Genomic DNA, 17,846 nt, shown 5'->3' on the forward strand with positions numbered 1-17,846 from the left:
ATGATAGAACTGTTCGTCATTAAAGACACAGAGTGGCTTGAGCTGGTTGCAGAAAGCGTATCGCTTGAAGGCCATCGTTATCAGGCGCCGCGTTCTATTGAAGCAACCATCGTCACCAAGCAGGGCGACCAGACGTATTACAGTGTCTCAGAAGGAGATACGGTCTTGTTTAAATGGAAGGGAAAAGAGCTGTTTCGGGGCATTGTTTTTGCAAGAACCCCGGACGAGCATACGCTTGCCTTCAGCGCTTATGACATGCTTCAGTACCTGGTCAAAAACCAGGATATGTACGTGTTTTCCAATCAGCGGGCCGACCAGATCATCAGAAGGATTGCGAGTGACTTCCAGATACCGACAACCTCGATCGCAAACACAGGCCATACGATCAAAAGTCTTGTCATTAAAAATGATACGACATTGTATGACATCATATTAAAAGCGCTGAAACAGACGAAAAGCCAGACAGGACGACATTACCAGCTGTATTCGGAAAAAGGAAAGCTCGGTCTGCGCGCTTGGCCAGATCCGTCAGAAGTATGGGTGCTTGAAACGGGCGTCAATATCACGGGCTACCAATACAGCACTTCTATAAACGATACTGCTACTCGGGTGGTGCTTCGCCGGCAGAAGGACAATAAGACATATAAAGCCTCTGCCAAGGACAGTTCAGGCTTAAATAAATACGGTGTGCTTCAATATACGGAAACGGTCACAGATGACATCAACCAGGCACAGCTTCAGCAGCGGGCAGATGTACGCCTTGCTGAAAAAAAGGGCGTGAAAAAAGAACTGAAAAATATTCAGGCAGTGGGCATTCCGGAAGTGCAGAGCGGCTTGCCCGTCTATATTTCGATTCCAGAGGCCGGCATCAAGAAAACCTATTGGGTAGATACGGACCGGCATGAATTTAAAGGAACGAAACATACGATGACGATCGATGTTGTCGAAAAGAATACGATTCCGGAAGGAGTATCCTGATGAGATTAAGTGAGGCTATAAAACATTTGGCAGTCGGCGCAATTGACGCTGAGTCTCCGGTAGAACTGCTCCCGGCTGAAGTCGTTTCGGTTTCTCCTGTGGAAATCAAATTAAAAGAAAACAGCAAACTGATCATACCGGAAGACGCCATCATTATCCCAAAACGAATGCAGTCCGGAGGAGACGATGCACTCGAACCGGGGGATCGCCTCATGACCGCGGCTCTGACTGGCGGGCAATCGTTTTTTATTTTAGATAAGGTATAGACAAACCGCTTCAGTACGAAGGGGTTTTTATTTAGCATGTAAAAGGAGTGGGCATCATGGCCCTGACACCAGAAGTGGAGTTTGAAGATATTGAAGATGTGAGTGAAATCATTGAAACCTCGCAAACGTACAAAATAGATTTTGAAAACGGAAGAATTACGAATGAGCTGATTACCGGGCTTGAAGCGATCAGGCAGTTCGTGTATATCGCCTTACAGACAGAACGCTATGCGTATTCCATATACAGCCATAATGTCGGAAACGAGCTTCAGGACGTGCTGACCGATCATGAGACAACTGATGCCTATAAAAAGATGGAGATCCCGAGGCTGATAGAAGAGGCGCTGGTTTATGATGACCGGATATCGGCTGTAACAGATTTTGAGATTGAAAAACAAGGCGACGCGTTTCATGTGTCCTTCGTGGTGGAGACGGATGAAGGAACGCTTGAGATTGAGGAGGTGATTGGCGAAGATGTTTGAAGATCAGACTTTTGAAGCGATTATGGAGCGTATGCTGAACAGCATTTCCGCAGATATTGACACAAGAGAAGGCAGCGTCATTTATAATGCGTTAGCCCCGGCGGCGGCCGAGCTTGCGAAGTCTTATATATGGCTGGATACTGTGCTTGAGCTAGTTTTTTCTGATACCGCACAAGGCGAATTTTTAGACAGGCGTGCAGCGGAAGCGGGAATTGAAAGAACTGCCGCGACAAAGGCTGTCAGAGCGGGAGAGTTTACATCTGGAGTTACTATTCCTGTCGGCTCCCGCTTTTACGTGGATAATCTTTATTTTCAATATACGGCAGACGGGACGCTCATCTGTGAAACACCTGGTGAAGCAGGAAACGCCAACCTGACCGGACGCAATTTACTGTCATTGGATACCATTCCCGGTTTAGAAACGGCCATTGTCAAAGAAATCCTGATTCCGGGGCGCGAAGAAGAGGGAGATGACAGCTTGCGAGAACGGTATTTTACAAGGGTTCGGCGTGAGGCCGTCAGTGCCAATAAAATGCATTATAAAGAGTGGGCTGAGGAAGTGGACGGTGTGGGAAAGGCAAAGATCTTCCCGCTTTGGAACGGTGAAGGCACGGTCAAAATTGTCGTCACCAATGCGAATCTTGAGCCCGCTTCTCCTATTTTAATTCAAAAAGTGAAAGATTATATCGACCCTGAACCAGGACAGGGAGAGGGACAGGCGCCAATCGGAGCCGTTGTCACAGTGGAGAGCGCGGTCTGGAAAGAAGTTGAGATTTCTGCCGAAGTGCTGCCTGAGATCAATCACTCAATTGATGAAGTGAAGTCAGAAATTGAGGAAGGCGTTTTAAATCTCTTTAAGAAAATGGCGTTTGAAGATAACGTCATCCGCCTTTCTCAAATTAACAATATCGTCTATAATTCACCATCAGTCAGTGACTACTCCAATATTCAAATCAACGGCACGTCTGAAAATCTGGTGCTGAGCGACGTGGAAATTCCTAAGCTTGGGCAGGTGAAGATCATTGAGCAAACAAGATGACATGCGAGCTTATCTGCCGCCGTTTCTCACCAGCCTTAAAGAAATGGCTGAGCTGCTGAAAGCGGAAGCGCCTGAGTTTGATAAACAAAATGACAGCATATTTGATCTGACGGATCAGTTATTCGTGCCGACGGCGACATGGGGGCTCAGCCGCTGGGAAAAGATTTTAAACGTACCGCGGGAATCAGGTGACACTGATGAGATCAGACGATTGAGGCTCATTTCCAAAATGTCGAACATCCCGCCAATCACATACAGGGCCATTGAGCAGGCGGTAAACCGTTTCTTGAAAAACCCGTCTGCACAGGTCCGCCTGATTCCCGGCGAATACCGATTTAACGTCGATATCAATGTTGATGACCTCCAGCACATGAATGAGCTGATCGAAGCGATAGAAAACATGAAGCCCGCTCATTTGGCGTATACGCTCAGAGGCGGATTGAACGAGACGCTGCAAATCAAAGACACAGTTATCCTGAATCATCGCAGATACCGAACAGCCAGTGAGCTCAAGGTCGGTTATTCTGTCACTCTTAACAATAATGAGGTGGTCTTAACTTGATTTCAACCATATACAGAGAACGCACAGCGGCTGATCTAAAAAGCAGAATCGATCACGTGCTGCTCAACGGCCAAAAAACAGAAATAGTAGATCTCACCATTGACGGTGCGACCGTCACCATTCTGACAAAACGTGAGGAAGACATCAAGCATATCGAAACGGTACAAATTTTTGACGAGCTGGGCAATGTGATCACAGAGAGAAAGACTGACCTGGACGTCAGCGAAAACAGAACACTTGATTTCAGATTTACTTTTGAGGTGGTGTAAACATGGCATACGAAGAAAAAACAGACTGGCTTCCGGACGACCCCATCAACGAAGATGACGTCAACCGCTGGGAAAAAGGAATAAAAGACGCCCACACAGACCTGGCTGCCCACAAAAACGACATGAACAACCCCCACAATACAACAAAGGCGCAAATCGGGCTGGGGAATGTGGATAATGTGCAGCAGGCTTCAAAGACGGAATTTAATGAACATAATCATGATTCAACCCGGCATATTACATCAGTAGAACGTGATGAATGGAATGCGAAGGAAACTCCTGCCGGTGCCCAGTATAAGGCAGATCAAGCTGAAGCAAACGCCAAAGCATATACAGACAATTTTGCTGCACGAAGAGATAATCCTAACCAAGTAACAAAAGCACAGGTTGGACTTGGGAATGTCGAAAATGTGAAACAAGCCTCACAAGCAGATTTTGATGCTCATTTAAACAATTCTAAAGTTCATGTATCTGAAGAGGAAAGAAACAAATGGAATGCTGCCCAACTAATTAAACTTACTGGAGACGACGGTAAAAGAATACAACTCCAAGACGGTACAGATATTCTTACATTATCTTCTGGATTTTATTGTGCAGTTGGTCAGTCAGTTGTAAACAATCCGGTGGAAGGCGATGCAGTTTGGTATAACTACGATATTGTAGAAGGCGGTTCAGGAAGGAAAACAATAGTAGCTTACCAAAGTTGGGGAAGCATGATGTGGATTGGAATGGTTCACACTGATGGAGAATTTAGAGGATGGAAACAAATTGCAACAACAGATTTTATAGATAGAGTTCAAACAGAATTAGATCTTCATGAAAATGATAAAACTAATCCTCATTCAGTTACTAAACAACAAGTGGGTCTCGGAAATGTTGAGAATGTTAAGCAGGAGACACCTGATGGTGCGCAAAAAAAAGCTGATACTGCTTTAAACCAATCAAAAGATTATACTAACAGCACGGCCTTTATTACTAGACCATTAAATTCAATAACCGATGCAAATGATTTAAATCTTCCGCCTGGCACTTATCGTTTAGACACTAATTACATGAATGCAAATCCAGTTTTGCAAAATCAATTTCCGTTAAATGATAACAGAACAGGTTTATTAATTATCTACCCCTCTGCAAATAAATGGGCTACACGTCAAGATTGGTTTAGCATCTCTACGAAAACACTTTATACAAGGGTAGCAGTTAATGGTACTGATTATTCAGGATGGTATATATTGGAGAATTCAGAAGGTTCACAAGATAAAGCGGATAAAGCTTTAGCTGATGCTAAAAACTATGTTGAAACAAATTATACAAATCAAAAGTTAACTGTTCTAACAGGATCAAATGCAATCCAAGATGCGAGAATAAGCGGAAATGATTACAAATACGGAATCACTTTTATGGACATAGGGGCCAATAACACTACAGGATACCCGCTCACTTATGGATTTGTAAAAAATGAAAAGCATAGTAATTATCGCTTTACTCAGTATTTCTATGGAAATGCAGACACAACTAGTGGAAGTTATGATCATGTAGGGACTTGGATCCGTCATTGGTGGGCAGATTCAGGCTGGACTGCGTGGCAAAAGATATCAGGGTTTGCTCACGCTAATATTGGGACTACTGGGCGTCAAGCTCTTATTAAAGGAGAAAATAACAAAATTAAATATAACCGTATTATAAAAGATAGCCATAAATTGTTTGATACAAAAAACAATAGGTTTGTAGCCAGTCATGCAGGAATGCATTTAGTCAGTGCTAGTTTATATATAGAAAATACTGAGCGATACTCCAATTTTGAATTATATGTTTATGTAAACGGCACAAAGTATAAATTAATGAATCAATTTAGAATGCCTACCCCTTCCAATAACAGTGATAATGAGTTTAATGCAACTGTTACTGGATCTGTTACAGTTCCGCTTGATGCAGGAGATTATGTTGAAATTTATGTTTATGTTGGTTATTCTGGAGATGTAACACGATATGTTACAGATTCGAATGGAGCTCTCAATTATTTTGATGTTCTGGAGCTTGGCGGAAGAAATTACCCGAGAGTTTAGGAGGTACCTTTATGATCTTATATGATGCCATTATGTACAAGTATCCAAACGCAGTATCGAGAAAGGATTTTGAATTGCGTAATGACGGGAACGGTTCATACATTGAGAAATGGAATCTCCGGGCGCCGTTGCCGACTCAGGCAGAACTCGAATCCTGGTGGGAGGAATCACAAAAAAACCCGCCGTACGAGCCGCCTGATCAGGTGGAGCTTCTCGCTCAAGAATTGTCACAAGAAAAGCTGGCACGCAAGCAGCTTGAAGAATTGAACAAAACTTTGGGAAACGAGCTGGCAGGTATAAAGCTTTCACTACTTTCTTTGAAAGGAGATTACTCTGAATGAATTATTGGGTGCTTGCCCTCTATTATGAGTGGGCGACAGCAGATATGGTAAAACAAGCATTAGCATATAAAGACTGTTCAATTGAGGATCTGGCAGAGGGTGTGAACAAAAAGCTGATCACAGCTGACCAGTATAAAGAAATTACCGGTAAAGCCATGTAAGGCTTTTTTATTTTGCCTGTTTTTAGATCAAAGGAGGATGAAGATGGTGAAGTATCAATATGAATTTCCTCTCGATAAGGCTGGAAAAGCCGGCGCTGTAAAGCCCTATCGAGGAGGAAAAAATGATTTTGTGACACCTGTTTCGAATTTGTCAGGCGTAGCGGAGATTTTAACAAATGCTGCTTTAAAGGCGACTGAGGCATACAGTCAGCTCGGGCAGGACAGGCTTGGCGCAGTTCTGATTTCGAAAGTGAAGGGCTGGGCGTATGCAGATCGTGAAGGTACGCTCTTTATAGAAGAAAGCGACAACAACAATGTTTGGACAACGACAGCAGCAGTTAATGTCGCAGCAGGCGTCCTGACAGCGACGGACTGGGTATATCTTTCTAAACGCTATTACCGTTTCCGCTATGTGAACGGGAATCTTCAGCAATCTGAGTTTGTATTATACCAATCAGTCGGTGCGGGTGAGATGGATGTGCGTGTCAATGAAAAAACGCCTTTACAGATTGACTTTGCGGAGAATCAAACACACGATGGACGGCTGAAAGTCGAGGCTCGCAAAACATTTGACTTTGTCTTTCATGAAAATGCAGAGTCCGCCAGCGAGGGGGCTGCTTTACCTGTTGACGGTGCCGCGCATTTACTCGTTGAAGTCTACGGCACAGCAGAAATGAGCGAAGTCAAATTTTGGGGCAAATCGGTGTCAGGACAGAAACTGCCGATCAGAGGCGTGAAAACTGATGATGCTACCACTGCCTCCAGTACATTAGGAAAAGCTGAGGCATGGGCCTTTGATATTAAAGGGTTTAAGGAGATCATCATGGAGATTATCAGTATCACCGGCGGTACTCTTTCGGTAAAAGGGACCGCGGTTTCATAATAGTCTCGGCCCTCGGAAGGGAGGTGATCTGCATGTGAAGGAGGAGTGAGAGATGCAGCAAGAGGCAGACGTGAATGTGTTTCAGCAGGATTTAGCAGACATGAAAGGCGAGCACAAAGCACTTGAGCAGAGGGTTTCCGCATTAGAACGCGTGTCTGACCGGCAAGACCAGCAAATCATGACGCTGAACGAAAAATTAAACAAAATTGAAGAAAACACCACGTGGATTAAACGCACCATCACAGGTGCCATCATTACAGCAGTGTCTACAGGCATCATTGGCGGAGCCATCGCCATTATGTACAGCCTGCTGCAGCATTAAAGGGGGATTTTTATGAACACGTTTGACAAGGGCACGGTCATCAGGACGGTGCTTCTTTTAATTGCTTTAATCAACCAGACCATGCTGATGCTCGGCAAATCACCATTGGACATTCAGGAGGAGCAGGTCAATCAGCTCGCTGACGCTCTTTATTCAGCCGGTTCCATCGCATTTACAATTGGAACGACACTTGCCGCTTGGTTTAAAAACAACTATGTAACAGAAAAAGGGAAAAAACAGCGCGACTTGTTAAGGGACAATAATCTGACGAAATAAGGAGAGATGAAAATGGTTAACATTATTCAAGACTTTATTCCGGTTGGCGCAAATAACCGTCCAGGCTACGCAATGACGCCGCTTTACATTACGGTGCACAACACAGCGAATACCGCAGTAGGAGCAGATGCTGCAGCGCATGCCCGCTATTTGAAAAATCCTGATACGACGACAAGCTGGCATTTTACAGTTGATGATACAGAAATTTATCAGCATCTGCCTTTAAATGAAAACGGCTGGCATGCGGGAGACGGAAATGGCAGCGGCAACCGGGCTTCTATTGGAATTGAAATTTGCGAAAATGCCGATGGCGATTTTGCAAAAGCAACAGCAAATGCCCAGTGGCTCATCAAAACATTAATGGCTGAACATAATATCAGTCTCGCCAATGTCGTCCCTCATAAGTATTGGTCAGGGAAGGAATGTCCGCGAAAATTGTTAGATACGTGGGATTCGTTCAAAGCAGGAATTGGGGGAGGCGGCAGCCAAACTTACGTCGTGAAACAGGGCGACACACTTACATCTATAGCGAGAGCATTTGGTGTTACGGTTGCTCAGCTGCAAGAGTGGAACAATATCGAAGACCCGAATCTTATTCGCGTTGGTCAAGTATTAATTGTAAGTGCTCCATCGGCTGCTGAAAAACCCGAGCTCTATCCGCTCCCTGATGGTATCATTCAATTGACAACACCTTATACATCAGGAGAACACGTCTTTCAGGTGCAACGAGCACTTGCGGCTCTGTATTTTTACCCTGATAAAGGCGCTGTTAACAACGGAATTGACGGCGTTTACGGACCGAAAACAGCTGACGCAGTTGCCCGTTTTCAGTCTGTTAACGGTCTAACTGCTGACGGTATCTACGGGCCTGCGACGAAAGAGAAGATCGCAGCGCAATTAAGCTGATCAAAGACCATAAAAATCCCGGAGCCGCTCCGGGATTTATTTTTTCTTCTTCAACTTTTTTATAATTCCAGCACTGCGCTCCCTCACCCGAAGCGAGTACCCGGAAAGCCCAAACCTTCCGTAATCAACAAACTTCACACGCCTCACCAATTTTTTCACTGTATCACCTGACATTATCCTCTGTTTGTATTTATTATATGTCACCCTTTAAGAAAAGGAATAAGGACAAGAGCTGTTTTCCCTTGTCCTTTTAGTGTGATCATGCTTTTTTTCGTTTATACTCGTCAATCAGCCGTTCGTTTTCTTTGAAGATTCTTGCTGTATGCGGACTGACTTGATAGCTTGCGACACTGGTGGTTGAACGTTTTTTCAGGATTTTAAACGGCTTCGCCGCTCTGGGCTCGCATCTGTTTTGAAACGCACGTTCCATTATCCTTCACCTTCCTCCTCAATTGGCAGCACCAAATCATATATGCTCGTTAATGACGTAAATAGCAAATAATCAAATTCCGTGACAATGCTGTCAGACGTCAGCTTGATGACATAGTTCTGTGTCTCGATGGTAAAAGGGATGAGAACCACTTTTCCGTATTGGTCGTAATAAACATCCTTTCGATCGAGCCGTGTTTGTACATCTGCCGGATCATCCATATGCTCGGTTAACCGGTCTTTATCAGCCTGTGTCGAATAGTGGCAAAGAGAAGCCGTTAAGTTCATTTTATCAGCATAGGTTTTCAGCAGCTTATCAATACCTTCAGCATAAGCATCTATACTTCCATAATAAACATGGATCGGTTCGTTTTTCAATAGGTATTGGTATGTTTTCAGCCGATTGAGATACATGTGGAGCATTTCGTTGTTTTCTTCAAGAATTTCTCTTGTGTCTGTTTCAAGCTCGCTGCCGGCCAGTTTTTTGACGTATGCACTTAAGAAGATAAAAGCATCAATCAAAGCAAAACTGACTGCGACAATGAGATACCGTTTCCAGTGGGTAAATAGGGAAGTGGGCTCATATGTCCAGTATACCATAGCGCCCAGAACAAACAGCAAATACCAAGTTTTCCGGATGGCGGACATTTTTTCTTTGACCTTCGCTTCGAAACGCCACGTGGCATATACGTATAACCCCAGTCCGGCCATGATGCACCAGACCATGATCTGAAAGAATAAAACCATATTCGAATCCCTCACATCTGAAATAGGTTCTGCTTATTGTATTCGAGAGATCCGGATGGTTTTCCTGTTCCATCAAAAAAACCGCTCCTTTGACAGAAGCGGTGTGACATTAAAATATCATATTTAAAATAAAGTAGGCGATGGCACCAAGTGTCGCTGAAATCGGAAGCGTGATGACCCATGTAATGAGCATTCGCTTGGCCGTACCCCAGTTTACGCCTTTTACGCGGTGGGACGCACCGACGCCAAGAATTGATGAAGAAATGACGTGGGTTGTACTGACCGGCAAATGAATAAACGTGGCGCCGAAAATAATGGCTGCTCCGGTTAAGTCAGCGGAAACACCGTTTACCGGACGGATTTTCATGATCTTTCCGCCAACGGTTTTGATGATTTTCCAGCCGCCGATTGATGTTCCGAGACCCATGGCTGTCGCGCAGGCGAATTGCACCCAGGTAGGAATATCATTAGCAGAAGTATGTAAATTCGCTGTGATGAGAGCCATTGTGATAATTCCCATTGCTTTTTGCGCATCGTTTGTTCCGTGTGTATACGATTGCAGGGCAGCTGTTACAATCTGCACTCTGCGGAATTGCTTATTCGTTTTCGCCAAGTTGCTGTCTTTGAAAATCAGCTTAACGATGCTATAAAGAATAAAACCAAGGACAAAGGCAATAATTGGTGATAGAATCAGTGCTTCAATGATTTTAATGAAGCCCTTATAGTTTAACGCTGCAAATCCGGCTGCCGCAATGGCTGCACCGGCAATAGCGCCGATGATGGCATGGGATGAGCTGCTTGGGATACCGTAGTACCATGTGATAAGGTTCCAGGCAATTGCAGCGAGTAGCGCAGCCAAAATGACAACAGAGCCATTTTCCAGCGTATAAGGATCTACGATGTCTTTCGTAATGGTTTTGGCAACACCTGTAAACGTCATTGCTCCGACAAAGTTCATCACAGCAGCCAATATAATGGCATGGCGCGGTTTTAACGCTTTTGTTGATACCGAAGTCGCAATTGCGTTTGCCGTATCATGAAACCCGTTGATGAAATCAAACGCTAGAGCACAAATGACTATTAGTATCGTTAATATTAATAGAATATCCATTTTTACCCCTCGTTACGCGTTTTTCATAATGATGGTTTCAAGATTATTGGCAACACTTTGACAAGAGTCGGCGATTTCTTCAAGCGTTTCGTATATTTCACGATATTGAATGACTTTGATTGGATCTGTTTCATTTCCGAAAAGATTCTTTAATGATTTTCTGTGCAAGTTGTCACAACTGTGCTCATACTCTTTAATTTTGATTGCGTGAGGCTGAATATCCTTTAAGCGATTTTCTGCCAGCAGCTCGATCGTAATCAAAATCTCTTTCGCACATTCTCTGATATATCCGCTGAATTTATCAATATGCTCGTCTGATGAAGTAATTGAGAAAATCTCCATCATGGCAGAGAAATGTTCGATTCCGTCAAGCACATCATCCAAGCTGTTTGTCAGCTGAAGGATATCTTCGCGCTCAATAGGAGTGATGAACGCTTTGTTAAGCTCTTTAATCATGACATGAACATGATTGTCACCTTTTGTTTCATATTCCTTTAACGTATCTGCAAATTCTTTAAGAGTCGTTTGGTTAGTGACCTTAAAATTCACAAAATATTCTGCAGTTTCGTCTATGTTCTTTGCAATTTCTGTTAAAAGGAGTGAGAACTTATCTTTTTTTCTTCTTATCATTAAAAACCCTCCATAGTTTGAATGAACAATGCACACATCAAATTATTATATAGCCTTTTGTCGAAAAAAAACAGGTAAAGTCGAAAAAAACGTATCTTGACTTTTTTGATAAATCGTGTCTCCTTATTTTGACCTACTTCGCTTTAAAAAAACGACCCAAGTTTGCAAAAACTTTCTGCTTAACGTAAAAAGTATATCAAAAGTTGTGTTTTTCCTGTCAACTTTTATCTTCTGTTTCACCAAAAAACGGTTCCCTAAACAAGGGAACCGTTTTATCAGCTTGCTTTTCGTTTTTTCATCCCGTAATAAACAGGCAGTCCGGCAAGGCCGATGAGGATGGATAATCCGCAGCTCATTGTATCTGTAATGAGTGTGCTGCCTAACACAAAGAAGGAGCCCGCGATTGCCAGAATTGGCATAAATGGATAAAGCGGAACACTGTAGGCGCGCTTTTTTCCCTCTGCTCGCTTGCGGAGAATAAACACTGCAAAAAAGGCCATCACATAAAAAATGTAGATCATGAAAATGGAGATTTCTGAGAGCTTATCAGGGTTGCTGATCAGCATCATAATCAAAGCCAAAGCAATTTGAAAAGAAATCGCAATCCATGGTGTGCGGAACGACGGGTGTACATGTGACAGTTTTTCAGCAAATGGAAGCTGTTTGCGTTCCGCCATTGCAAATGAAACACGCGGGAAAGAAAGCACCTTTCCATTTAAGCACCCAAAGATGCTGACGATAATCCCTACACTGATCAGCTTTCCGCCAATTGAACCGAACAGCATGGTTGCAGCGGTGCTTGTCGCATTTTCACCAAGCGTGACAATTTCGTTCGCTGACAGGATGTGAAGCAATGCAAAATTAATGAAAATATAGATCGCCGTTACAATTAATAATCCGCCCGTCATAGCGCGTGGAAGCAGCTTTTCGGGATTTTTCATTTCTCCGCCGAGAGCGGCAAGGAGAATCCATCCGTCATAAGCAAACAACGTAGCTAAAATAGCCGCCCCGAAGTTCATATCGGAAATGCTTTCGTTTACTGCTGTGAAGATGTGCTGATCGCCTTTCCAAAGGCCAAAGATGATGATGCAGGCAATCGGAATCAGTTTTCCGATCGTTGTCAGCGTTTGGACAAAACCGCCGTATTTTGTACCGATAATATTAATGACGCATAAAAAGAGAACTGCTATAATTCCAATGACTTTTGATAGTCCAGATCCCCAGCCGAAAAGATTCGCCATTAAAGATCCAAAATATAAACCCAGCGCGCCGATAATCGCCGGACCGTAAATGATAATCTGCACCCAGCCGCACAAAAATCCCCAAAACTCGCCGTACACTTCTTCAAGGTACGTATAAAGCCCGCCGGTTTTTGGAATCTGCGTTCCGATTTCCGCGATTGTCAAACCGCCCGCCAGTGTTAAAATACCGCCTAACAGCCAGGCGAAAAGCGCCGTTTTTGAATCACCTGAATAAGCAAGCACAGCGCCGGGCTTCATAAAAACACCAGAACCGATAATGGTTCCAATGACAAGAGTAAGGGCAAACAAGAGGCCTATCTCTTTTTTCAAACCGTTGTCTTCAGTATGCATGTCCTTAACCTCCTATGATGTTGAAGCTTCATGTTGAAGAATCTATTTTTTCATATTGTAAACCCTATTTTAGAAAAGTGAAATAAAATAAATTTTCTGATTTTCGAAATTTGCTTTGTGTACAGCAGATAAAACTGTGGAAATACCTGTTTTAATGATCTATAAACGAATAAAATTCATAATTTTTATTTACAAAGTTCGTGTTTTCTGTATTAGGATTTTAGCCGGTACAGAGGGGAGGTGAGAATTCAGAAAATGAACGAACCTTCGGTGAAGCTGATATGTTGACTTTCTCATGCGAATAAAATACTTTGTTATTAGAACAATAAATATACAATTATGATATGATATCTCGAAATCGAGATAAAATAACCTGGAGGGACAGCATATGAAAGTTAACGGCATTCACCACGTATCGGCATTAACGGCCGACGCACAAAAAAACTTGGATTTCTATAAGAAAGTATTAGGATTAAAGCTCGTCAAAAAATCCGTCAATCAGGATGAACCGACAATGTACCATCTGTTCTACGGAGATGAAGTGGCAAACCCGGGAACTGAGCTGACGTTTTTCGAGATTCCCCGCATTGCACCGTTTCATGCGGGAACAAACAGTATTTCTTCTATTGGTTTGCGCGTCCCAAGCACAGAAGCCCTGCATTACTGGAAAGAACGTTTTGAAGAGCAGCAAGTAACGCACAGCGGCATCTCCAAAAGAGCCGGACGTGACATATTGGCATTTCAAGATCATGAAGGGCAGCGACTTGTGCTGACTGCTGATGAGGAAGGAAAAGGATATGGCCTGCCTGTTGAGCAGAGCGGCATTCCGGAAGAATTTTCGTTTCGCGGGTTAGGGCCGGTTGAACTGACTGTGCCATATGCTGAACCAACTTTACACGTATTGACGAATATTCTTGGATTTACAGAAATCAGCCGTGAACCAGTCGAAGGGCAAGGAACCGCCGTTATTCTGGAATCAGGAGAAGGCGGTGCTGCAACGGAAATCCATTTAATAGAAAGAAACGATCTTCCGCGCGAGCGTCAAGGCAAAGGGAGTGTTCACCACGTCGCATTTCGGGTAAGAGATGAAGAAGAACTTGCCGGGTGGCACCGGATCATCAGCCGCGAAGGCTTTAGCAATTCAGGCATAGTTGAGCGCTACTATTTCAAGGCGCTGTATTTCAGAGAACCGAACGGCATTTTGTTCGAGTTATCAACAGACGGACCGGGCTTTATGGTAGATGAAAATCTTGATGAGCTTGGCCAAACGATTGCTCTTCCGCCATATCTAGAGCATCGAAGAGCAGAAATTGAAGCGAAATTGAAACCGATCCAATAAATTGTGATTCATTTGCCTTCCGGCGCGCCGGAGGGCTTTTTTATTTTGGGAAAACGCATCGCCGATTACGATTTGGAGAAAGGGCTAGAAACCAGCTGTATATAGGATGATTGGCATGAAATGGCCTCGGCAAAAATATTGTCTTTGTTTATTAATAGTTTATTCATATTTGCTTGTTACACTATTTCCAAGTTAGCCAAAAGGAGTGAAAAACACGTGGAAAAGAAAAAACGCGAGCTGGATATTTTCCTCATCCTCATTTTGCTCGCATCTGCATTCTTAAATATCTATAACATCTGGAATGATGATACGGTGAATCCTTATTACACCGCTGCAGTCACAAGTATGATGCAAAGCTTTCATAATTTTTTCTATGCCTCATTCGACGCGGCGGGGTTTATAACGGTTGATAAACCGCCTATTACGTTCCAGATACAAACCATCAGCGCACTTATATTCGGTATGCACGGCTGGAGCGTCATCCTGCCTCAGGCACTTGCTGGTGTAGGTTCTGTCCTTTTAATGTATCTGTTAATAAAACCGACATTCGGTAAGACAGCAGCAAGAATTGCCTCTTTCATCATGGCATGTACACCGATTGCTGTAGCTGTAGCACGTACAAACAATGTTGATGCATTACTGGTATTTTTCTTATTGCTTGCTACATGGCTTCTCTTTAAAGCGATCAGAAAAGGAAAGCTGATCTGGCTGTTAGCAGCATTTTTGGTTGTTGGAGTAGGATTTAATACAAAAATGCTGCAGGCTTACATGATTTTACCGGCTTTCTTATTGTTCTATCTGATTGCGGCAAACGCCACAATCAAGAAAAAAATCGTTTCATTGGTAAGTGCGTTAGCCGTATTAGCAGCCGTTTCGTTATCGTGGCCGCTCATTGTTGACAATATCCCTGCAAGCAAGCGGCCTTATATCGGAAGCAGCCAAACCAACTCTGTTTTGGAATTGGCTTTCGGCTATAACGGAATCCAGCGGCTGACAGGCCAAAATTCAGGCGGCGGCCAGGGTGCGCCAAACAAAGACGCTTCAAAAGAAATGTCTTCTTCTGATAAAACTCAAGCACCGCCTAATCAGTCATCAAGCAACAGCTCATCAAGCGATGGTAAATCCTCAAATGGCAATATGGCGGCGCCTCCATCCAATGGCCAAATGCCAAGCGGCGGTCAAGGAGGCCCTCCAAGCGGCGGAGACGGAGGGAAAGGCGATACAGGAACCGGTTCGAAAATGCAATCAGGTTCAGGGATGTTTGGAACGGGAACACCTGGTCCACTGCGGCTTTTCCAACAAGAGTTATCTGATCAAATCAGCTGGCTTCTGCCATTTGCGATATTTGGAATCGCAGGCTTACTGATCGCTGGCGCAAGAGAAAGAAGAAGATTATCTGTAGAGCAGAAGGAAACGGTGTTCTGGGTTGCGTGGCTTGTACCGATTGCCGGATTCTTCAGTGTCGCAGAATTTTTCCATCATTATTATCTCATCATGCTGGCACCGCCGATTGCGGCTCTTGTCGGTGCGGGATGGGTTGCCCTTGTTCATCTGTATCGCAATCAGACAGGCTGGAAAGCATGGCTTTTGCCGGGAGCAATTATTGCGACAACTGGATTTGAATTGTTTATTCTCAGAAACTACAACGATCAAATCGGTGTTGGATGGAGTATCGGGGTAGGTGTTATCGGCGTGTTGTCAGCGATTGCTTTGCTGCTGTTTAAACAGCGCCAAAAACCGTTCAGTTATTATGTTTCACTTGCAGCTCTCCTCGCATTGCTGGTGATGCCGATTTATTGGGCAAGTACGCCACTTCTGTACGGAGGCAACAGCTCACTGCCTGAAACAGGCCCTCAGCTCGCATCAATGAGCGGAAAAGGCATGGGAATGTCTGATGCGACTGTAAATGAAAAACTGATCAAATATCTAGAGGAGAATAACTCCGGAGCTGAATACCTATTCGCCACAACCGATTCGAACACAGCGGCACCATATATCATTAAAACGAAAAAAGCTGTCATGGCTATTGGCGGATACAGCGGTTCTGACCCGGCAATCACACTGACTCAATTCAAAAAACTTGTAAAAGAAGGAAAAGTGAAATACTTCTTGGCTTCTGGAATGGGAAGAGGCGGAAACAATGACATTGTTGAATGGGTTGAGAAAAATGGAAAAGAAGTAGCATCAGAAAAATGGCAATCAAGTTCTGATCAAAAAACAGAAAATACTGATTCGGCTGATACATCAAGCAGCAAGGCTTCAGGTGAAAACAGCAAAATGGGCGGACCTGGCGGAATGAATCAGTCAGCAACATTATACGAACTACATGCTGATGAATAGGAGGCAAAAACATGAGCAGACATATTCAATATTCAATTGTTGTACCTGTGTATAATGAAGAGCTTGTCATTCATGAAACCTATCAGCGCTTAAAAGAGGTCATGGATCAAACGAAGGAAAACTACGAGCTGCTTTTTGTCAACGATGGCAGCAAAGACCGCAGTATTGAGATTTTAAGAGAGCACAGCCTGATCGATCCGAGAGTGAAAATTATTGATTTTTCAAGGAATTTTGGACACCAGATCGCCATTACGGCGGGTATGGATTATGCACAGGGGAATGCAATCGTCGTCATTGACGCCGATTTGCAGGACCCTCCTGAACTGATTTTAGATATGATTGAAAAGTGGAAGGAAGGCTATGAGGTCGTGTACGCCGTGCGGACTAAACGAAAAGGGGAAACCTTTTTCAAAAAACAAACTGCGGCTATGTTTTACCGGCTTCTCAGCGGTATGACAGATATTGATATCCCGATTGATACGGGGGATTTTCGTCTCATGGACAGAAAAGTCTGTGATGAAATGAAAAGATTAAAAGAAAAAAATCCATTTGTCAGAGGGCTAGTCAGCTGGGTGGGTTTCAAACAGACAGCGGTCGAGTATGTACGTGATGAAAGGCTCGCCGGAGAAACAAAGTACCCGCTCAAGAAAATGCTGAAGCTGTCAATGGACGGCATCACGACATTTTCACATAAACCGTTGAAGCTGGCAAGCTATGCGGGGATTTTAATGTCAGGTGCTGGATTTCTGTATATGTTTATCGTGCTGTATCTGAAACTATTCACAGACAGCACGATTACCGGCTGGTCATCACTTATTGTGATCCAGCTCCTGTTCAGCGGCATTGTCCTTCTGATTTTGGGCGTGATCGGCGAATATATCGGCAGAATCTACGATGAAGCCAAAGACAGGCCGCTTTACATTGTCCAAAAATCGTATGGAATTGAAAATAAAAGACTCTATAGAGACCAGCATATGTCATAACCTCAAACCCCCTGTCCGTAATGGACAGGGAGTTTTTATGCTCTGAGCCCGATCTAAAGCAAAAGATGCTAATAGATATATGGAAATTGGGTAAAGAAGAGATTGTGAGCTTGTACTGCGGTTC

Annotated in this window: 22 protein-coding genes and 1 pseudogene; 17 read left to right on the forward strand and 6 right to left on the reverse strand. The window is 43.7% G+C overall.

What is annotated here, in order from left to right; genetic code table 11:
* From NSU05_RS06755 to NSU05_RS06815, 13 genes are read left to right on the forward strand one after another with little or no spacing between them, the layout of a single operon-like run.
* Positions 1–978 (forward strand): phage-like element PBSX protein XkdQ, encoded by a 978-nt coding sequence (locus NSU05_RS06755; RefSeq protein WP_038428826.1) that lies wholly within the window; start codon positions 1–3, stop codon positions 976–978.
* A complete protein-coding gene (locus tag NSU05_RS06760) occupies positions 978–1,244 on the forward strand; it encodes a DUF2577 family protein (protein WP_015252273.1) in 267 nt (88 codons plus the stop codon). The genes NSU05_RS06755 and NSU05_RS06760 overlap by 1 nt, the downstream gene beginning before the upstream one ends.
* A gap of 56 nt (positions 1,245–1,300) precedes the next feature.
* On the forward strand, positions 1,301–1,726 hold the full coding sequence (locus NSU05_RS06765; RefSeq protein ID WP_038428827.1) for a DUF2634 domain-containing protein: 426 nt from the start codon (positions 1,301–1,303) through the stop codon (positions 1,724–1,726).
* Positions 1,719–2,765, forward strand: a complete 1,047-nt coding sequence (locus NSU05_RS06770; RefSeq protein WP_003232669.1) for a baseplate J/gp47 family protein — start codon at positions 1,719–1,721, stop codon at positions 2,763–2,765. Before NSU05_RS06765 ends, NSU05_RS06770 begins: the two co-directional genes overlap by 8 nt.
* Complete coding sequence (locus NSU05_RS06775; protein WP_038428828.1) at positions 2,749–3,327, forward strand: YmfQ family protein; 579 nt, start codon at positions 2,749–2,751, stop codon at positions 3,325–3,327. The genes NSU05_RS06770 and NSU05_RS06775 overlap by 17 nt, the downstream gene beginning before the upstream one ends.
* Entirely contained in the window at positions 3,324–3,596 is a 273-nt protein-coding gene (locus NSU05_RS06780) for a hypothetical protein (RefSeq protein ID WP_038428829.1), read from the forward strand. Before NSU05_RS06775 ends, NSU05_RS06780 begins: the two co-directional genes overlap by 4 nt.
* Before the next feature lie 2 nt (positions 3,597–3,598).
* Positions 3,599–5,662, forward strand: a complete 2,064-nt coding sequence (locus tag NSU05_RS06785; RefSeq protein WP_038428830.1) for a hypothetical protein — start codon at positions 3,599–3,601, stop codon at positions 5,660–5,662.
* Positions 5,663–5,673: 11 nt separating this feature from the next.
* On the forward strand, positions 5,674–6,003 hold the full coding sequence (locus tag NSU05_RS06790; RefSeq protein ID WP_038428831.1) for an XkdW family protein: 330 nt from the start codon (positions 5,674–5,676) through the stop codon (positions 6,001–6,003).
* The gene (locus NSU05_RS06795) at positions 6,000–6,164 is read left to right on the forward strand and encodes an XkdX family protein (RefSeq protein ID WP_014479563.1); all 165 of its coding nucleotides are present in this window, start codon (positions 6,000–6,002) and stop codon (positions 6,162–6,164) included. Before NSU05_RS06790 ends, NSU05_RS06795 begins: the two co-directional genes overlap by 4 nt.
* A gap of 43 nt (positions 6,165–6,207) precedes the next feature.
* Positions 6,208–7,047 carry a phage-like element PBSX protein XepA gene (xepA, locus tag NSU05_RS06800; protein WP_003245597.1) on the forward strand — a complete coding sequence of 280 codons (840 nt, stop codon included), beginning with the start codon at positions 6,208–6,210 and terminating at the stop codon, positions 7,045–7,047.
* 52 nt (positions 7,048–7,099) lie between these two features.
* Positions 7,100–7,369, forward strand: a complete 270-nt coding sequence (locus NSU05_RS06805; RefSeq protein WP_003232655.1) for a hemolysin XhlA family protein — start codon at positions 7,100–7,102, stop codon at positions 7,367–7,369.
* Positions 7,370–7,381: 12 nt separating this feature from the next.
* Positions 7,382–7,645: a phage holin gene (locus tag NSU05_RS06810; protein ID WP_003232653.1), complete on the forward strand. Its 264-nt coding sequence runs from the start codon at positions 7,382–7,384 to the stop codon at positions 7,643–7,645.
* Positions 7,646–7,657: 12 nt separating this feature from the next.
* On the forward strand, positions 7,658–8,551 hold the full coding sequence (locus NSU05_RS06815; protein ID WP_003245230.1) for an N-acetylmuramoyl-L-alanine amidase: 894 nt from the start codon (positions 7,658–7,660) through the stop codon (positions 8,549–8,551).
* 36 nt (positions 8,552–8,587) lie between these two features.
* Here the strand turns inward: NSU05_RS06815 and spoIISC are convergent, their stop codons facing one another.
* The 6 genes from spoIISC to steT all read right to left on the reverse strand — a co-directional run bounded on the left by spoIISC (position 8,588) and on the right by steT (position 13,060).
* Entirely contained in the window at positions 8,588–8,725 is a 138-nt protein-coding gene (spoIISC, locus tag NSU05_RS06820; protein WP_003232648.1) for a three component toxin-antitoxin-antitoxin system antitoxin SpoIISC, read from the reverse strand.
* 85 nt (positions 8,726–8,810) lie between these two features.
* Positions 8,811–8,981 (reverse strand): three component toxin-antitoxin-antitoxin system antitoxin SpoIISB, encoded by a 171-nt coding sequence (gene spoIISB / locus NSU05_RS06825; protein ID WP_003232646.1) that lies wholly within the window; start codon positions 8,979–8,981, stop codon positions 8,811–8,813.
* On the reverse strand, positions 8,981–9,727 hold the full coding sequence (spoIISA, locus tag NSU05_RS06830; RefSeq protein WP_038428832.1) for a toxin-antitoxin-antitoxin system toxin SpoIISA: 747 nt from the start codon (positions 9,725–9,727) through the stop codon (positions 8,981–8,983). Before spoIISA ends, spoIISB begins: the two co-directional genes overlap by 1 nt.
* A 109-nt stretch (positions 9,728–9,836) precedes the next feature.
* Entirely contained in the window at positions 9,837–10,838 is a 1,002-nt protein-coding gene (locus NSU05_RS06835) for an inorganic phosphate transporter (protein ID WP_003232642.1), read from the reverse strand.
* A gap of 12 nt (positions 10,839–10,850) precedes the next feature.
* A complete protein-coding gene (locus NSU05_RS06840; protein ID WP_003218470.1) occupies positions 10,851–11,468 on the reverse strand; it encodes a DUF47 domain-containing protein in 618 nt (205 codons plus the stop codon).
* Positions 11,469–11,743: 275 nt separating this feature from the next.
* Entirely contained in the window at positions 11,744–13,060 is a 1,317-nt protein-coding gene (gene steT / locus NSU05_RS06845; RefSeq protein ID WP_038428833.1) for a serine/threonine exchanger, read from the reverse strand.
* Positions 13,061–13,448: 388 nt separating this feature from the next.
* Between steT and NSU05_RS06850 the strand changes: the two genes are divergently transcribed.
* The 4 genes and pseudogenes from NSU05_RS06850 to NSU05_RS06865 all read left to right on the forward strand — a co-directional run bounded on the left by NSU05_RS06850 (position 13,449) and on the right by NSU05_RS06865 (position 17,722).
* The gene (locus NSU05_RS06850) at positions 13,449–14,399 is read left to right on the forward strand and encodes a ring-cleaving dioxygenase (RefSeq protein ID WP_014476561.1); all 951 of its coding nucleotides are present in this window, start codon (positions 13,449–13,451) and stop codon (positions 14,397–14,399) included.
* 108 nt (positions 14,400–14,507) lie between these two features.
* Positions 14,508–14,603: pseudogene (locus NSU05_RS06855) on the forward strand (hypothetical protein); the annotation flags it as partial.
* Between the two features lie 12 nt (positions 14,604–14,615).
* A complete protein-coding gene (locus NSU05_RS06860) occupies positions 14,616–16,739 on the forward strand; it encodes a glycosyltransferase family 39 protein (protein WP_038428835.1) in 2,124 nt (707 codons plus the stop codon).
* Positions 16,740–16,750: 11 nt separating this feature from the next.
* Positions 16,751–17,722: a glycosyltransferase family 2 protein gene (locus NSU05_RS06865; RefSeq protein WP_015715747.1), complete on the forward strand. Its 972-nt coding sequence runs from the start codon at positions 16,751–16,753 to the stop codon at positions 17,720–17,722.
* Positions 17,723–17,846 lie beyond the last annotated feature (124 nt).

It is taken from the genome of Bacillus sp. EU52, assembly GCF_037964975.1.
Taxonomy (GTDB): Bacteria; Bacillota; Bacilli; order Bacillales; family Bacillaceae; genus Bacillus; species Bacillus subtilis.

What these genes read in the sequence shown, in the direction of transcription:
- NSU05_RS06755 (WP_038428826.1), top strand. Translation starts at nt 1, where the DNA reads ATGATAGAACTGTTCGTCATTAAAGACACAGAGTGGCTTGAGCTGGTT.
- NSU05_RS06760 (WP_015252273.1), top strand. Translation starts at nt 978, where the DNA reads ATGAGATTAAGTGAGGCTATAAAACATTTGGCAGTCGGCGCAATTGAC.
- NSU05_RS06765 (WP_038428827.1), top strand. Translation starts at nt 1,301, where the DNA reads ATGGCCCTGACACCAGAAGTGGAGTTTGAAGATATTGAAGATGTGAGT.
- NSU05_RS06770 (WP_003232669.1), top strand. Translation starts at nt 1,719, where the DNA reads ATGTTTGAAGATCAGACTTTTGAAGCGATTATGGAGCGTATGCTGAAC.
- NSU05_RS06785 (WP_038428830.1), top strand. Translation starts at nt 3,599, where the DNA reads ATGGCATACGAAGAAAAAACAGACTGGCTTCCGGACGACCCCATCAAC.
- NSU05_RS06790 (WP_038428831.1), top strand. Translation starts at nt 5,674, where the DNA reads ATGATCTTATATGATGCCATTATGTACAAGTATCCAAACGCAGTATCG.
- NSU05_RS06795 (WP_014479563.1), top strand. Translation starts at nt 6,000, where the DNA reads ATGAATTATTGGGTGCTTGCCCTCTATTATGAGTGGGCGACAGCAGAT.
- xepA (WP_003245597.1), top strand. Translation starts at nt 6,208, where the DNA reads ATGGTGAAGTATCAATATGAATTTCCTCTCGATAAGGCTGGAAAAGCC.
- NSU05_RS06805 (WP_003232655.1), top strand. Translation starts at nt 7,100, where the DNA reads ATGCAGCAAGAGGCAGACGTGAATGTGTTTCAGCAGGATTTAGCAGAC.
- NSU05_RS06810 (WP_003232653.1), top strand. Translation starts at nt 7,382, where the DNA reads ATGAACACGTTTGACAAGGGCACGGTCATCAGGACGGTGCTTCTTTTA.
- NSU05_RS06815 (WP_003245230.1), top strand. Translation starts at nt 7,658, where the DNA reads ATGGTTAACATTATTCAAGACTTTATTCCGGTTGGCGCAAATAACCGT.
- spoIISC (WP_003232648.1), bottom strand. Translation starts at nt 8,725, where the DNA reads ATGTCAGGTGATACAGTGAAAAAATTGGTGAGGCGTGTGAAGTTTGTT.
- spoIISB (WP_003232646.1), bottom strand. Translation starts at nt 8,981, where the DNA reads ATGGAACGTGCGTTTCAAAACAGATGCGAGCCCAGAGCGGCGAAGCCG.
- spoIISA (WP_038428832.1), bottom strand. Translation starts at nt 9,727, where the DNA reads ATGGTTTTATTCTTTCAGATCATGGTCTGGTGCATCATGGCCGGACTG.
- NSU05_RS06835 (WP_003232642.1), bottom strand. Translation starts at nt 10,838, where the DNA reads ATGGATATTCTATTAATATTAACGATACTAATAGTCATTTGTGCTCTA.
- NSU05_RS06840 (WP_003218470.1), bottom strand. Translation starts at nt 11,468, where the DNA reads ATGATAAGAAGAAAAAAAGATAAGTTCTCACTCCTTTTAACAGAAATT.
- steT (WP_038428833.1), bottom strand. Translation starts at nt 13,060, where the DNA reads ATGCATACTGAAGACAACGGTTTGAAAAAAGAGATAGGCCTCTTGTTT.
- NSU05_RS06850 (WP_014476561.1), top strand. Translation starts at nt 13,449, where the DNA reads ATGAAAGTTAACGGCATTCACCACGTATCGGCATTAACGGCCGACGCA.
- NSU05_RS06865 (WP_015715747.1), top strand. Translation starts at nt 16,751, where the DNA reads ATGAGCAGACATATTCAATATTCAATTGTTGTACCTGTGTATAATGAA.